Here is a 14,504-nt window from a genome sequence, read left to right on the forward strand (position 1 = left end):
GACAAAAAATTTAAATATTGAGAACCCATCAACAACCCACCCCATTACCTCACCAAGCGGGAGGTCGGACTGGAGGGCGAATTGGTCGTTGTCGACGTAGGAACCGGCACCACCGCTGGTCGCGGTGTGGGCGCTGGCGTGGAAAGATTCAACAACGGCAGCAGTTGTTTCGCCTCGTCATCGATGATGATCTTGCCACCGATCATCGGAATGACCTCCGCCATCGTCTCCAGATAAATCCGCTGCCGCGTCACCGCTGGAGCCTTTTCATACTCCTTCAACAACGCCTCAAAGCGCGTGACATCCCCCTCCGCTTCATTCACCCGCTGCACCGCATAACCCTCCGCCTCGCTGATCTTCTGCGTCGCCTCCCCCTTCGCCCGCGGCACCACCCGGTTATACTCCCCGTTTGCCTGGTTGATCATCTGCTCACGCTCCTGCTGCGCCCGGTTCACCTCATCAAAGGAATCCTGCACCGGCCCCGGTGGATGCACGTTTTTCAACTGCACCTGCTTCACCCGAATGCCGATCTCCAAACGCTTCACCACCTCTTCCAGCTTCTGCATCGTCTGCACCTCAATCCCCTGACGGCCAATCGTCAACACCTCATCCACGGTGTGATCCCCCACCACTTCACGCATCACACTCTCCGCAAAATCGCGCAATGTCGATTCCGGATCGCGCAGGTTGAACAAAAAATCCTTGGGAAAGGCAATTTCATACTGCACCACCCACTCCACCTGAACCGCATTCAAATCGCCCGTCACCATGCTGCGTTCGGCCTGCATCACACTGGACGCCTTGAACTGCCCCGCCTGCCTTCCGCCCTCATCAAAACCCAGCTCCAACTGCAACTGCCGCTTGACCGGAATCACCGTCACCTTGTCCACTCCGAATGGAATCTTGAACCGCAAACCCGGCGACACCACCTGCGAAAAACGACCAAACCGCTGCACCACCCCCTCCGACTCCACCGGAACCGTGTAATAGCTCGTGAAAATGCCCACCAACACCACCAATCCCGCCAAACCAGCGAGGATGTAGTTGAAGTTCAATTTGAATTGGGGGTAAACCGGCGGAGGAGTCTTGGGATTAAGTTCGCGTGTCATGAAGGGTCAGTTTCAGGGACCTTGTCCCTAAATGCCCCCCCTGTCATTGAAAACCTTTCCCGCATCCCCCTCCTGAGGAGCCCGCCATCCCTATTTCACGACGTGATTTTCTCCAAACGCGCTTCCATTTCCTTCAATTTTTTCTCCAAGTCCCTGACGCGCTGCAGGAGCTCCGGCACTTTCATCGGATACGTCAACATGCGCCGCCCTTCGAGCAACGGTTTTGCCGGATAACCCGTGTAAGCCCCCGGCTCAGGATAATCCTTGGTCAAACCTGACTTCGCCAAAAACGTGGTCTTGTCACCTATATTCAAATGCCCGGCCACACCCACCTGGCCGGCCAAAGTCACATAATCTCCCAACCTCGTGCTACCGGAAATCCCCACTTGGGAAACGATGATGCAGTGCCTTCCAATGACACAGTTGTGCGCAATCTGCACCAGATTGTCGATCTTTGTCCCCTCACCTATCCAGGTCCGACCAAATCGCGAACGGTCGATCGTCGTGCACGATCCAATCTCCACATCGTCATCAATCTGCACAATCCCCACCTGGTCAATCTTCACATGTTTGCCCGCCACATGTTCATATCCAAACCCATCGCTCCCAATCACCGATCCACTATGAATGATCACCCGGTTGCCGAGCAGGCTGCGGTCCTTGATCACTGCATTGGCATGAATCACACACCCTTCTCCCAGACTCGAGCCAAAACCCACAAACGCCCCGGCGTGAATCGCACTGCCATTCCCCACCACCACCCCTTCTTCAACCACCGCATTTGGTCCCACATAACTCCTGGCCCCATCGATCTGCACGCTTTCATGGATCGATGCGCTCTCGTGAATTCCCGCAACAAAAGGCCTCGGTTGCGGTCCAAACTGCTTCACAATCAATCCAAACTGCAGCGTCGGATTGCCCACCTGAACCACCGCCATACTGTCGGGAAAATCCTGAAAATTCGCATCCACCAAAACCACACTGGCCCGCGATTTCTTCAGTTGCGGTGCATACCGGGCATTGCCCAAAAAGGTAATGTCCCCCTCCTCCGCCTCCTGAATCGTGCTGAATCCACTCACCACTAGGGCACCATCACCTCGAACAATTTCCCCGCCAACAAGCACAGCTAGTTCTTCCAACGTAATCTTCACAGGACTCCAATTAAATGCTAAGGGTTGCATGAAGCGCCGACGGCACTCCAAATTCTTCGCCGTCGCTACAGTGAAGAAACCCTGAGGACATCCGGCTGGATGCATCCATAAAACAAAAATCCCCGCTTTGCGAAGACAAAGCAGGGATGATTGAAAAAGTTTGGACGGTTATTTATCGTCCGCAAGACAGTCTTTAATTCGAGGCAGGGGCCGCCGCCGCCGCTGGAGCCGCTGCGTCGGCAGGGGTGGCGTCTGCAGGAGCAGCCTTGTTAAGCTCGACGATCACTTCGGAGGTGAAATCTTCAGCAACGCCTTCTTTCGAATGAATGAGGAAAGGAAGACCAAGGGCGCCAAGACCGCTTTTGTCGAACACCAGATCATACTTGCCCGCTTCGGATTTCTCCTTCACGACCTTCAGGATCTCGGTGTAAAGCTCACGACGTTGTTCCATCCCCTGTTGCTGGATCTGGCCTTCACGACGCTGACGGAATTCCGCGATGTCACGCTCAAGGGATTTGAACTCCTGCGCTTTGGTCTGGGCTTCGGCACGGCTTTTGGCGCGCTCCTGTTCACCCAGCACCGGGTCCTGGGATGCACGTGCTTTTTTCTCCACTTCGTCGTTCAGCTTCTTCAAGGCGGCAAAACGCTCGGTCAACTCTTCCTTGGCTTTGGCGGCGTTGGCGTCCAGACCTTCCTTGGCGGTTTTGGTTTTGTTGAACTCGGCAAATGCCTTGTTGAGGTCGACCACACCAATTTTGAGGTCAGCAGCTTGGGAAGCTCCACAAAGCGTGGCGGCGAGGAATAATGCGGGAATGAATTTCATTGGGGTGTTGACTGGAGACAAGTATTGAAGGGCCCGTGTTGTTTTACACTTGGGCAGGTTGAATGAGCTTTAGACTAGAAACGATAGCCGATGTTGAAATTGAATTGGCCGCTCGAATCATTAAATTCGTCGGAAGTCATAGGAATACCATAATCGAGACGAATTGGACCGGTTGGCAGGAAGAACAGACGGAGACCAACACCGACGTCAGAATTGACATCGCCGCTGCCGCTGAAGCTCTCCTCGCTGACCACACCGACATCGTAGAACACCGCACCGCGGATTTTTTCGATGACCGGGAAGCTCAACTCAAGCGAGGCATAAGCGGAGGTCTTGCCACCGATCGGCTCGCCGCGCTCGTCTTTTGGACCCACATCACGGAACTCAAAACCACGAAGGTTGTTGGCGCCACCAAGGAACAGACGTTCGAAGATCGGCACCCGGTCCCCATCGCCAAAGGTGTCCACCGTGCGGGCGGCACCTTCAAAGCTGAAGATCATGTCGAAAGGAAGTGACACGTATTGAGCCGCTTCGAAGTTAAAGCCATAGACCCCCACGTCCCCTCCAAGGAAGTCGCCGGACACCAGGCTGCCGAATTGCAACTTGTGACCTTTGCGGGTGATGAAGACCGAATCACGAGTGTCGTGAGCAAGGGTGAAGTCCAGTTTGCTCTGAAGGAATTCACCTTCTTCAGCACGAATGATTTCAGATGCCTCGCTGGCGATGCCGTCAATGGTGATGTTCTGAATCGTGTAGGAGATTTCAGCGTAGGCGTTTTCGCCAATCGGTTTGCGCAGATTGATTGCCGCACCGTAGTTTTGCTGTTCGTAGTCATCGCTGAGGTAGAACAAATCGCGGAAGAACAACTCACCGCCGAGCGAGAGACGCTGGCCCATGAACCATGGTTCAACGATGTTCAAGCTGAAATCGCGGCGCTTGTCACCCACACGGACGTCCATTCCGAAACGCTGGCCGGCACCCGTGAAGTTGGGCCAGTTGGTGATGTCGAAGTTGGTCTGAGTCAGCGAGAAGAAACCGACCACGCTGTCGATCGAGCTGAAACCTGCACCGACGTTGATGGCACCGGTGGACTGCTCGGTCACGTCAATGTCAATGTCCTTGAACCCGGGCGTGCCGGTCGGGTTGTTGCGCAGGTCGACCTGGCTGAAATAACCCATGTTCTGCAAACGGTTGCGGCTTTTCTCGATCTTCACCGTGTTGAACTCTTCACCGGGGGCGAAGGCAAGTTCACGACGAATGACATTGTCTTGGGACTTGCTGTTGCCCGCGATGTTGATTTTGCGGATGTAGGATTTTTCACCTTCAGTAATCCGGTAGGCCACACGAACCGTGTCAGCACCGTCGGCCAGCACGCTGGTGTCGATGCGGGCATCGGCGTAACCACGTGAGCCATAATAATCGCCCAGCATCTTCTCATCGTTGGAGATGTCCGTTGCCGAATAAGGGAAGCCAGCCTGAACGCTCAACGCAGGGGTAAGCTCTTCCAAGGTGAACACCGTGTTGCCCTCAATGGAGACACCAGCGATGTTGTATTGGCTGCCTTGATCGACCACGAAAACGATGTCCACACGGTCATCTTTGATCGGCTCGCGACGCACTTGGGCGACTTTCGCATAAACGTAACCTTCGTCCTGAATTGTGCGCTCCACGGTGCGGATGTCTTCCTGCAACTCGTCATTGCTCAACTTGCCAGCCTTGCCCCAAAGGTGCCAGACGCGTTTTTTCTTGAGCTTCAGCTTCGAACGAATGTCGCCTTCCTTGATGTTGCTCAGGCCCTCAAATCGGATGTCGTTGATGATCCCGCGCTGACCTTCGGAGACCGTGTAGATGATGTCCACAAAACCCTGCGTTGCCGAAGGTTGCGTGCGGTATTCCACCGAAACATCAGCGAAACCACGCTTGCCGTAAAGCTCGCGGATCTTGGTGGCTCCGGTGAAAAGTTTCGTTTCGTCAACCGGCGCACCGGCTGCCACTTCGACTTCCTTGCGAAGACGGGCGGCATCAAAGACCGTGTTGCCCACAAAAGAGACATCACCTGCTGCACCACGACCCGTCACACGCACCAACACGCGGACGCCGCCGGTCACGTCGGAGGTGGAGATCTCCACGTTGTCCACCAGACCTGTGGTATAAAGATTTTTTACGTCCTGCTCCAGAACGTCTTCCTCGAAGGCATTGCCAACCCGGGTGGCCATGTTGGCGCGGATTCGACTTTCATCGATCTGCGCACCACCTGCGGAAATCACTTCCACAGCTTGGACCATGCGGGGTGCAACGGCTGCCTCTTGCGGGGCGGCGTCAGGAGCCTGCGCTTGCAGACCAGAAGTGGAAACGACACCTGCCATAAGCAGGGCCAACGTCCATCGTGAGAGATTGGATAATATCATACGGTCACAGAGAGTCTGAAGTCGAAGCCACGCCTATCTCGCCGGGGACAAGCTCAGTCAAGCCTGAAATGCGTGCGGATAGTAAAAAGGATTGGCCGGGAAACCGAGCCCTAAGGCCCAGTCCCCACCCTAAATTGCTTCATTTTTCGTGCCAGTGCTCTTCGAAAACCGGTTCGACCACCCACCGCGATCACCCTCAATCCCGGCACTTAAGGTTTGTTGTTTTGTGCTTTCAGGTTGTGACGTTATGCATTCTATTTGGTCTACCTTGAGCGAAAATTTCTACGACCAAACGGCCTCCGCGCCCGAGACTCCCTTCGACGTTGCCCTGCGTCCTCCCGACTTTGATGAGTTCACCGGCCAGACCCGCGTGAAAGAACGCCTCATGCTCATGGTCGAAGCCGCCCGCCAGCGCGGCGACACCCTCGACCACGTGCTCCTCTGCGGCCCTCCCGGCCTCGGCAAGACCACGCTCGCCCACATCATTGCTACGGCGGTCGGCTCCCGGCTCCATTCGACCAGCGGACCCCAAATCGAACGCGCCGGAGACCTCGCCGGCCTGCTCACCAATCTCCAGGAAAAAGACATCCTGTTCATCGACGAAATCCACCGACTCCACCCCAACGTCGAAGAATACCTTTATCCTGCCATGGAGGATTTCCGACTCGACATCATCATCGACCAGGGACCAAAAGCCCGCACCATCCGCCTCGACCTCCCGCCCTTCACCCTCGTCGGAGCCACCACCCGCGCCGGCATGCTCACCGCCCCCATGCGCGGACGCTTCGGCATCCCCAACCGCCTCGATTATTACACCCCCGAGGAACTCCAGCACATCCTCATGCGCTCCGGCAAGCTCCTCAACGTCAACATCGAACCCGGCGGTGCCAAAGAGATCGCCCGTCGCTCCCGCGGCACCCCGCGCATCGCCAATCACCTGCTCCGCTGGGTGCGCGATTTCGCCCAGGTGCGCGCCCAAAACATCATCACCGAACCTGTCGCCGACGCCGCCCTCACCATGCTCGAGATCGACAACGACGGACTCGACGAGATGGACAAACGCATCCTCGACGCCCTCATCAACAAATTCGGTGGCGGCCCTGTCGGCCTCAACTCCATCGCGGTGGCCGTTCACGAAGACGCCACCACCCTCGAAGACATGCACGAGCCTTATCTCGTCATGCAAGGCCACCTCAAGCGAACCCCCCGTGGTCGCGTCGCCATGCCCAGCGCCTACAAAAAACTCGGCCTCCCTGTCCCCCCCAACCTCCTCAGCGAGCAAACCGACCTCTTCTCATAATCATTGCCAGAGTCATGTTTATCCTTTCGCCTTTATCCTTTATCCTTTCTCTTCAATGCTTCCCCAACTCGACACCTTGCGCACCCAGATTGCCAATCCCGAGTATCTGTATTTGATCCTCGAACCCATGGCCCTCTACGGCCTGTTCTTCGGACTGCTCTTCTTCATCGCCACCCTTGCCCTTAAACAAGACAAGGCACGCATGGTTTCCCTCTTTTTTATTGCCATCTCCAGCCTCAGCGTCTTTCCTTACCGCGTCGAAAAAGCCGATGCCATGCAACGCACCCTCGTCGTGCGCGACACCGGCTACACCCGCATGATGAAAAAGCATGCCCTGGTCCGCGACCAGTCCCTCTGGGTGCATTACACCCTCGCCGGTGCCGCCTTCCTCACCCTCATCAGCCGCGGCAAACTCGCCACCATCACCAACCTCATCATGATCATCGGTGGTCTTGCCGCCCTCATCTTTTTCCTTTGGCTCAATCTCAAAGAGTCCGAGATCTACCACCCCAACCTTCGCCGCGCCACGGCTCAGATATCTCAAACGTCCCCCTACAGCTGAAATTCGCCAATTCCCTCCCGCCGGATTTGCATCCATTATTCACGGCAAAACGGAAGCTTTTCCCGACCCACTCCGATAGCCTTGGACCACAACAATTTCACCAAGGCTTCAGTCGATGAAACGCATCCCTTGCATCACCCGCCGCAGATTCATCACCGCCGCCTCCAGCGCCATCGGCTGGAACATCGTGCCCCGTCATGTGCTCGGCGGCCCAGGGTTCGTTCCCCCCAGCGAAAAGGTTAACCTCGCCATTGTCGGCGCAGGCGGCCAGGCCCGCAGCAACCTCAAAGGTCTTTTTCAGCTGGAGGACGTCCAGGTCATCTCCATCGCCGACGCCGCCGAGTCCACCAATCTCGAAGCCTTTTATTATGGTGGTGCGGGCGGCAGGCTTCCGACCAAAGATTTTGTCGAAAAACATTACTCGCAGAAATCCCCGAATTATCAGGTGTCGGTCCACGAAGATTTCCGCGTCATGCTGGAAAAAGAAAAAAGCATCGACGCCGTCCTCTGTGCCACCCCCGATCACCTCCACGCCTACGTCTCCGTCCTCGCCATGCGTGCCGGCAAACACGTCTATTGCGAAAAACCCCTCACCCACAACATCTGGGAAGCGCGCCACGTCGCCAAAGTCGCCAAAGAAACCGGCGTTGCCACCCAAATGGGAAGCCAGGGCCACTCCTCCCTCGGCACCCGCGAAACCATCGAATACATCCAGGACGGTGCCATCGGTGCCATCCATGAAGTCCATATCTGGGTCAACGCCACCCGCTATAACATTCACCTCAACGACCGTCCCACCGACACCCCGCCCGTCCCGCAAGGCCTGAATTGGGACCTCTGGCTTGGCCCCCGCGAACATCGCCCCTACCACTCGGTCTACCATCCCTTCACCTGGCGCGACTTCTGGGCTTTTGGCTGCTCCAGCCTCGGCGACTTCGGCACTCATGACATGAACACCGCCGTCCGCGCCCTTAAACTCGCCAACCCCACCCTCGTCGAAGGTTATGGCATCGGACTCTCCAATGCCGAACTCGGTCCCTACGGCAGCCTCATCCACTACCACTTCCCCGCCACCACCGAACGCGGCCCCGTCAAAATGCACTGGTATAACGGCGGCCACCTGCCACCCCGGCACGAAGCCCTCGAAGACTTCAAACTCCCCCATCGCGGTGCCCTCTACATCGGCGAAAAAGGCGTGATCCAACACGAAGGCAACGGCGGTGCCCCCCGACTCTTCCCCACCGCCCGCCGCGCCGAATACACCAAACCCCAACCCACCCTCAAACGCTCCAACGGCCATCATCGCGACTGGATCGACGCCTGCAAAGGCGGCGAACCCGCCTCCTGCCCTTTCGACTACGGTGCCGAACTCACCGAGATCGTCCTCCTCGGCGTTCTCTCCCAGCGCATCAAACGTCCCATCGAATGGGATGCCGACGCCATGAAAGTCAAAGGTTACCCCGACGCCGAAATCTTCATTCGCGAGCCCGTTCGCCCCGGCTGGGACATCATCTGACGCCCACACCGTGGAGCGCCGACGTGTCGTCGGCAAAAACGTCATCCTGCCCCCACAACCCATCGAACCACCGACGTGTCGTCGGTTTAGCCCCCGTCTCCCCCCCTACGACACCGACTCCAACGTCCCACTCGTCACCACCCCCAACTGCGACTGCGCCTTCAGTTCGCGCCACAACGTTGTCCCATCGCGCTCTCCACTCAACAGCCCACGATACATCTCCAAAACCCGGATCGTCTCCTCCGCCGATTCCTCCAGCAACTCCACCCGGTAAAACCGCAATCCCGCCGCCATCAACTCCCCAAAAAACTTCGCCCCCGTCTGCGGCACCGCATTAAACAACGTATTCCGACACCCCACATCCGCCTTCAACGGATGCTCCATCCCCACCCGGTCGCGCAGCTTCACCACATGCTTTTCGCAAGGCCGGCCACAATCCAAAAACGACTTCCCTTCCGACAAAAACGCCGCAAACACACAATGCTCCATATGAAACATCGGCATGTGTTGATGCAAGGTCAGCTCAAACCACGATGGCGTTCCCCCCTCGATCAAATCCAGCACCTGCTGCGCATTCAGATCATAACTCACCGTCACGCGCTCCAAACCCGACCCCACTAAAAACTCCGCCGTCAGCGGATTCGCCACATTCAACGAAAAATCCCCCGTCATTCTCATCCCCGTTGCCGCGAAATACTCCAGCGCCCCCAGATTCCGCACCAACACCCCATCCGGCTCCGCCCGCTCGATCAGCTTAAAAAAGCCCTCCTCGCCCGACTTCTGAATGCGCGGCGTCGCCAGAAAAATTTCCACCCCATCCCCGCCCTCACGCACCCGCTTCACCACGTCTGCATACCGCCGGATATCCTCAAAGTCCGCGTAAATTCGCATCACTCCGCTGCGCATCGCCACCTCCACCTGCTCTATTGTCCGACAGGTCACCAACAACTTCGGTTCTTTAACCACCTCACTCTCCCGCACCGGCATCTCGAACACCGGCGGCACCACCCAAGTCTTCACCGGCGGCTCCGCCAGCAACAAATCCACCAGCTCACGCCGCATCCGATTCATCTCACTCATCGGCAAAATCAAATCCCCCTCCAACGCCATCACCACCTCTCCCAATTCAAACGGCGTCCCGCCCAGCTTGCCAAATTGCTGCCCAATCACCTCCACCGACAACGGCCTTTTCATCGCCGCCTGCAACGGCATCTGCGACTTCACCACTTTCCCATTACCCATTACCTCCAGCAACTCCCCCTCGCGACCACTCACCCGTAAATTCAAAACCCCCTGCTTCCTCACCCGCAAATCCCCTGCAAACGACGCCCGCAATTGCCGGTCCAACGCCGGATCACTCGTCTTAAAAACCCGCGTGCCCACCTTGATCCCCTCAAAGTCAATCTTGCCGTGCCCAAACTCCATCCACCGATTCTTCACCCCAAAAACATACCCGCCTTTTTCCTTGTTCGTATCCGCCGGATTCTCAAACACCACCCCATCCCCCGCCTTTAATGGCACCGCGAAACCATCCAACTCCACCGCCCCCAAATCCACCGCGCTCACCACCCCTAAAAACGCCCCGCGCTTCTTCCCAAACCGCGCCCCCACCAGCTCCTGATGATTCACCCCATGCATCCACCCAGGATACAATCCACGGCTAAACGTCATCTCCAGCGCATACTTGTCGGGACCGCGAAGTTTCACTTCGCTTCCGTTCCCAGCCATCGCCGCATCAATCGCCTTGCGATACACCTGCGTCACCGCCGCCACATACTCCGGCGACTTCAATCTCCCCTCGATCTTAAAACTCTTCACCCCCAACTCCATCAACCTTGGAATCTCTTCCACCGCCGCCAGATCCTGCGGCGAAAGCAAATACCGTTTGTCCCCCAAGTCCACCTTCACCCCATCAACGATCATCTCATACGGCATTCGGCAAGCCTGCGCACACTCCCCCCGATTCGCACTCCGCCGCCCCAGCGACTCACTCGTCAGACACTGACCCGAATACGCCACGCACAACGCCCCATGCACAAACACCTCAAGCGGCAGTCGATCCTCCTCCCCTTCCTTCGCAAACCTCTCCAGATCTCGCAGACTCAACTCCCGCGACAACACCGCCAGATCCAGCCCCAACCTGCGCGCAAACTTCAACCCTTCCGGCGAAGTAATCGTCATCTGCGTGCTCGCATGCAAATGCAACCCAGGCGTCACCCGCTTCACCAACCTCGCCAGCCCCAAATCCTGCACAATCACCGCATCCACCCCCGCCGCCTCCAGCACCCGCAACTGCTCCTCGGCCGCCTCAAGTTCCTTCGTGAAAATCAGCGTATTAAACGCACAATACCCCTTCACCCCGTGCTCGTGCAGCGCCGACATCAACTCCGGCAAATCCTCCTCCGAAAAATTGTCCGCCCTTAACCGCGCATTGAACTTCGGCATCCCAAAATAAATCGCATCCGCCCCATTCGCCACCGCCGCCTTCGCACACTCCCAATTCCCCGCAGGCGCAAGCAGTTCCGGACGATAATCAAAAGATGGCAGGGAAGAGTTCAAGCCGGAAACCTACCGCAATATCCCCGATTTGAAAGTCAGCGTTGCAAAAGCCCCTCGTCATTTGTCTCATCCGAATATAGACGAATCACCGAGTCAATGGCACATTGACCAAACCATATGTCGGCGCGCCCAACCTCAACCGCCCCTCTCGGCCTGCCCGAAAACCTTTTTTGGGACGTGAATCCTTCCAATTTGGAACTGGATAAACACGCTCCGCTGATCATTGCACGCGTCGTGGAATTGGGACGACTTCAAGACTGGCACACCATCCGCCTCCACTACGGCTCAGAACGCATGCGCCAGACTGTCACCCAGTTGCGTGACCTGAGTCCCCAAGGCGTCAGCCTCTGCTGCGCCGCTTTTGACCTGACCCCAGCCGACTTCCGATGCTGCACCGCGAGACCCTTCCCCCCAGCACCTTGGATCTACTGATCTTGTTGTGCGCCCATCCTGCCCTGCAAAACTTCACACTGGCGGGCGGCACTTCGCTGGCTCTGCGATTTGGTCATCGTCTTTCTGTCGACCTTGATTTTTTCAACGTGGAACCTTTTGACCACGACTCCCTGGCCCACAGCCTGCAAAAAGATTTCACCTGGGATGAACGGCGACGCCTAACCACTGGCATCACGGCATTCATCTCCGATGTTAAAGTCGACTTTGTCAAATATCCCTATCCAAAGCTGCATCCAGACGACATTACCGAAAACGTGCGACTCATGAGTTTGCCCGACGTCTCCGCCATGAAACTTTCCGCCATTACCAATCGCGGTGCCAAAAAGGACTTTTACGACTTACACCACCTTATTGCCAAACTTGGCCTGTCCACCATCATCGCTAACTATCAGGCGAAATACATCCACACAGACCCCCTGATGCTACTGCGTAGCCTCACCTATTTTGCCGATGCCGAAGACGACGAGGACCCGGTGAGCCTTGTCGACCTCACTTGGGACACCGTAAAAAAAGACATCTCCAAGGCCGTTAAAAAGTTCCTTTAATTCCCTACTCAATAACTCCCCAACCTTCACTTCCGAAAAATAAAATACACCGCCCCGCACATGCACAGCCCTGCCCATAAGTAGTCCCACTTCAGCGGCTGCTTCATGTAAAAAAGCACAAACGGCACAAACACCGTCAGCGTAATCACCTCCTGCAAAATTTTTAGCTGCGGCAACGACAACGTCGCGCTGCCGATCCGGTTCGCCGGCACCTGCAGCAAATACTCGAAAAACGCAATCCCCCAGCTGAACAACACCGCCAACATCAGCGGCTTCGACTTCATGTCCTTCAAATGCGCATACCACGCGAACGTCATGAACACATTCGACAACACCAGCAGGCCAATCGTCCTGCTGATGTCAGATGAAAAGAAGCCCGCCATCATCCTCATTTCATCTTCGCCAAAACCCGGTTCAACGCACTCACCACCGCCTTGATCGACGACAGCTCAATGCTCGTGTCCACGCCCACGCCCCACACCGACTTCAGTTCCGGCGTCTGCACCCGGATATACGAGATCGCACTCGCTCCCGTTCCAGCGCTCAACGCATGCTCGCGATAGTCCGTCACTTGAAACGCGGGCTGACCCGCTGCGATCAACGCATCCGCAAACGCCGCGATCGGACCATTGCCCTCACCGGTCAGATGCTGCTCCTCGCCATCCACAAAGACACTCGTCCGGCAACGAAAAACCTCCTTCGTGCCATCCGCATGAAAATGCTTCAGCTCCAGCGGTGACACCCGCTCCACATACTCCTTCCAAAACATTTCCTTCAACTCCGCCGCCGTCACCTCACGTCCCAGCCGGTCGACTTCATCATTGGCCACCGGACCAAACTCACGCTGCAATTCCTTCGGCAACTCAATGCCAAATTCGCTCTCCAACAGATAAGCAACCCCACCCTTGCCCGACTGACTGTTCACCCGGATCACCTCACGATACTCCCGTCCAATGTCCTTCGGATCAATCGTCAAATACGGCACATCCCAAACCCCGCCCCCACGCTTCTCACGCGCATCCAAGCCCTTCTTGATCGCATCCTGATGCGACCCGCTGAACGCCGTGAAAAACAATTCCCCGCCATACGGATGCCGCGCCGGCACCGTCATCCCCGTGCAACGCTCATACACCTCACGCACCGCATTCATGTCGGAAAAATCCAACCCGATCGGGACCCCGTGCATATACAGATTCATCGCCGTCTGCACAATATCGAGATTCCCCGTCCGCTCGCCGTTGCCGAACAAGGTTCCCTCCACCCGGTCCGCCCCCGCCAGCAACCCCAACTCCGTTGCCGCCGTTCCCGTGCCGCGATCATTGTGCGTGTGCAAACTCACGATCAGTGACTCACGATTTTTGATGTTGGTGCACATCCACTCGATCTGATCCGCATACACATTCGGCCCCGCCACCTCCACCGTATCCGGCAAATTCAGAATCATCCTCCGCTCCGGCGTGGGCTGCCAGACATCCATCACCGCCTCCGAAATCTCCTTCGCAAACTCCACCTCCGTTGCCGAAAAACTCTCCGGCGAATACTGCAAAGTCACCTTCGTCCCCGACTCTTCCAAGCGGTGTATCCGTTCCTTCACCCACTTCGCCCCACGCACCGCCACCTCCACAATCTGCTGCTTTGACATCCCAAACACATACTCACGCTGCGCCGGCGACGTCGAATTATACATGTGAATGATCACCTGCTTCGCGCCCATCAAAGACAAGACCGTCTTCTCAATCAAATCTTCCCGCGCCTGCACCAAACACTGAATCGTCACATCTTCCGGAATCCGCCCGTCCTCAATCAAACGCCGGTTGAACTCAAACTCCGTGTTCGAAGCCGAAGGAAACCCCACCTCAATCTCCTTGAAACCGCACTTCACCAACGTCGCAAACAACTCCAGCTTCTGCGACACATTCATCGGCACCGCCAACGCCTGGTTCCCATCCCGCAAATCCACGCTGCACCAAATCGGCGCTTTCGTCAGCGTGCGCGACGGCCATTGACGGTTGGGCAAACTCACCGGCGCAAAAGCCCGGTATTTCGAGGAAGGATCAGACAACATGAAAATAAAAAGA

Annotated in this window: 12 protein-coding genes; 5 read left to right on the plus strand and 7 right to left on the minus strand. The window is 56.7% G+C overall.

Translation table 11 applies throughout. The features are described 5' to 3' along the window. Nucleotides 1-44: 44 nt before the first annotated feature. From hflK to bamA, 4 genes are all read right to left on the minus strand, one after another. Nucleotides 45-1,109: an FtsH protease activity modulator HflK gene (gene hflK / locus FEM03_RS13080; RefSeq protein ID WP_138086725.1), complete on the minus strand. Its 1,065-nt coding sequence runs from the start codon at nt 1,107-1,109 to the stop codon at nt 45-47. Nucleotides 1,110-1,204: 95 nt separating this feature from the next. Continuing rightward, nucleotides 1,205-2,260: a UDP-3-O-(3-hydroxymyristoyl)glucosamine N-acyltransferase gene (lpxD, locus tag FEM03_RS13085; protein ID WP_166442834.1), complete on the minus strand. Its 1,056-nt coding sequence runs from the start codon at nt 2,258-2,260 to the stop codon at nt 1,205-1,207. A gap of 193 nt (nt 2,261-2,453) precedes the next feature. Next, nucleotides 2,454-3,083: an OmpH/Skp family outer membrane protein gene (locus tag FEM03_RS13090; protein WP_138086727.1), complete on the minus strand. Its 630-nt coding sequence runs from the start codon at nt 3,081-3,083 to the stop codon at nt 2,454-2,456. A 74-nt stretch (nt 3,084-3,157) separates the two neighbouring features. Then, entirely contained in the window at nt 3,158-5,368 is a 2,211-nt protein-coding gene (bamA, locus tag FEM03_RS13095) for an outer membrane protein assembly factor BamA (RefSeq protein WP_166442835.1), read from the minus strand. 391 nt (nt 5,369-5,759) lie between these two features. Here bamA and ruvB point away from each other — a divergent pair, with 391 nt between their 5' ends. From ruvB to FEM03_RS13110, 3 genes are all read left to right on the plus strand, one after another. Continuing rightward, the gene (ruvB, locus tag FEM03_RS13100) at nt 5,760-6,791 is read left to right on the plus strand and encodes a Holliday junction branch migration DNA helicase RuvB (protein WP_240772773.1); all 1,032 of its coding nucleotides are present in this window, start codon (nt 5,760-5,762) and stop codon (nt 6,789-6,791) included. 55 nt (nt 6,792-6,846) lie between these two features. Then, entirely contained in the window at nt 6,847-7,353 is a 507-nt protein-coding gene (locus tag FEM03_RS13105; protein ID WP_138086730.1) for a hypothetical protein, read from the plus strand. 115 nt (nt 7,354-7,468) lie between these two features. Continuing rightward, nucleotides 7,469-8,869, plus strand: a complete 1,401-nt coding sequence (locus FEM03_RS13110) for a Gfo/Idh/MocA family protein (protein WP_138086731.1) — start codon at nt 7,469-7,471, stop codon at nt 8,867-8,869. Nucleotides 8,870-8,974: 105 nt separating this feature from the next. Here FEM03_RS13110 and FEM03_RS13115 read toward each other — a convergent pair whose 3' ends face one another. Next, the gene (locus FEM03_RS13115; RefSeq protein WP_240772774.1) at nt 8,975-11,428 is read right to left on the minus strand and encodes a U32 family peptidase; all 2,454 of its coding nucleotides are present in this window, start codon (nt 11,426-11,428) and stop codon (nt 8,975-8,977) included. 117 nt (nt 11,429-11,545) lie between these two features. Between FEM03_RS13115 and FEM03_RS13120 the strand changes: the two genes are divergently transcribed. Both FEM03_RS13120 and FEM03_RS13125 read left to right on the plus strand, forming a co-directional pair. After that, nucleotides 11,546-11,860 carry a DUF6922 domain-containing protein gene (locus FEM03_RS13120; RefSeq protein ID WP_138086732.1) on the plus strand — a complete coding sequence of 105 codons (315 nt, stop codon included), beginning with the start codon at nt 11,546-11,548 and terminating at the stop codon, nt 11,858-11,860. Beyond that, on the plus strand, nt 11,848-12,426 hold the full coding sequence (locus FEM03_RS13125) for a nucleotidyl transferase AbiEii/AbiGii toxin family protein (RefSeq protein WP_166442836.1): 579 nt from the start codon (nt 11,848-11,850) through the stop codon (nt 12,424-12,426). Before FEM03_RS13120 ends, FEM03_RS13125 begins: the two co-directional genes overlap by 13 nt. A gap of 26 nt (nt 12,427-12,452) precedes the next feature. Here FEM03_RS13125 and FEM03_RS13130 read toward each other — a convergent pair whose 3' ends face one another. After that, complete coding sequence (locus FEM03_RS13130) at nt 12,453-12,809, minus strand: DMT family protein (protein WP_138086934.1); 357 nt, start codon at nt 12,807-12,809, stop codon at nt 12,453-12,455. 5 nt (nt 12,810-12,814) lie between these two features. After that, a complete protein-coding gene (gene leuA, locus FEM03_RS13135) occupies nt 12,815-14,491 on the minus strand; it encodes a 2-isopropylmalate synthase (protein ID WP_138086734.1) in 1,677 nt (558 codons plus the stop codon). Nucleotides 14,492-14,504: the final 13 nt, after the last annotated feature.

The organism is Phragmitibacter flavus, assembly GCF_005780165.1.
Taxonomy (GTDB): Bacteria; Verrucomicrobiota; Verrucomicrobiia; order Verrucomicrobiales; family Verrucomicrobiaceae; genus Phragmitibacter; species Phragmitibacter flavus.

What these genes read in the sequence shown, in the direction of transcription:
- FEM03_RS13090 (WP_138086727.1), bottom strand. Translation starts at nt 3,083, where the DNA reads ATGAAATTCATTCCCGCATTATTCCTCGCCGCCACGCTTTGTGGAGCT.
- hflK (WP_138086725.1), bottom strand. Translation starts at nt 1,109, where the DNA reads ATGACACGCGAACTTAATCCCAAGACTCCTCCGCCGGTTTACCCCCAA.
- leuA (WP_138086734.1), bottom strand. Translation starts at nt 14,491, where the DNA reads ATGTTGTCTGATCCTTCCTCGAAATACCGGGCTTTTGCGCCGGTGAGT.
- FEM03_RS13120 (WP_138086732.1), top strand. Translation starts at nt 11,546, where the DNA reads ATGTCGGCGCGCCCAACCTCAACCGCCCCTCTCGGCCTGCCCGAAAAC.
- FEM03_RS13110 (WP_138086731.1), top strand. Translation starts at nt 7,469, where the DNA reads ATGAAACGCATCCCTTGCATCACCCGCCGCAGATTCATCACCGCCGCC.
- FEM03_RS13130 (WP_138086934.1), bottom strand. Translation starts at nt 12,809, where the DNA reads ATGGCGGGCTTCTTTTCATCTGACATCAGCAGGACGATTGGCCTGCTG.
- bamA (WP_166442835.1), bottom strand. Translation starts at nt 5,368, where the DNA reads ATGGTCCAAGCTGTGGAAGTGATTTCCGCAGGTGGTGCGCAGATCGAT.
- FEM03_RS13105 (WP_138086730.1), top strand. Translation starts at nt 6,847, where the DNA reads ATGCTTCCCCAACTCGACACCTTGCGCACCCAGATTGCCAATCCCGAG.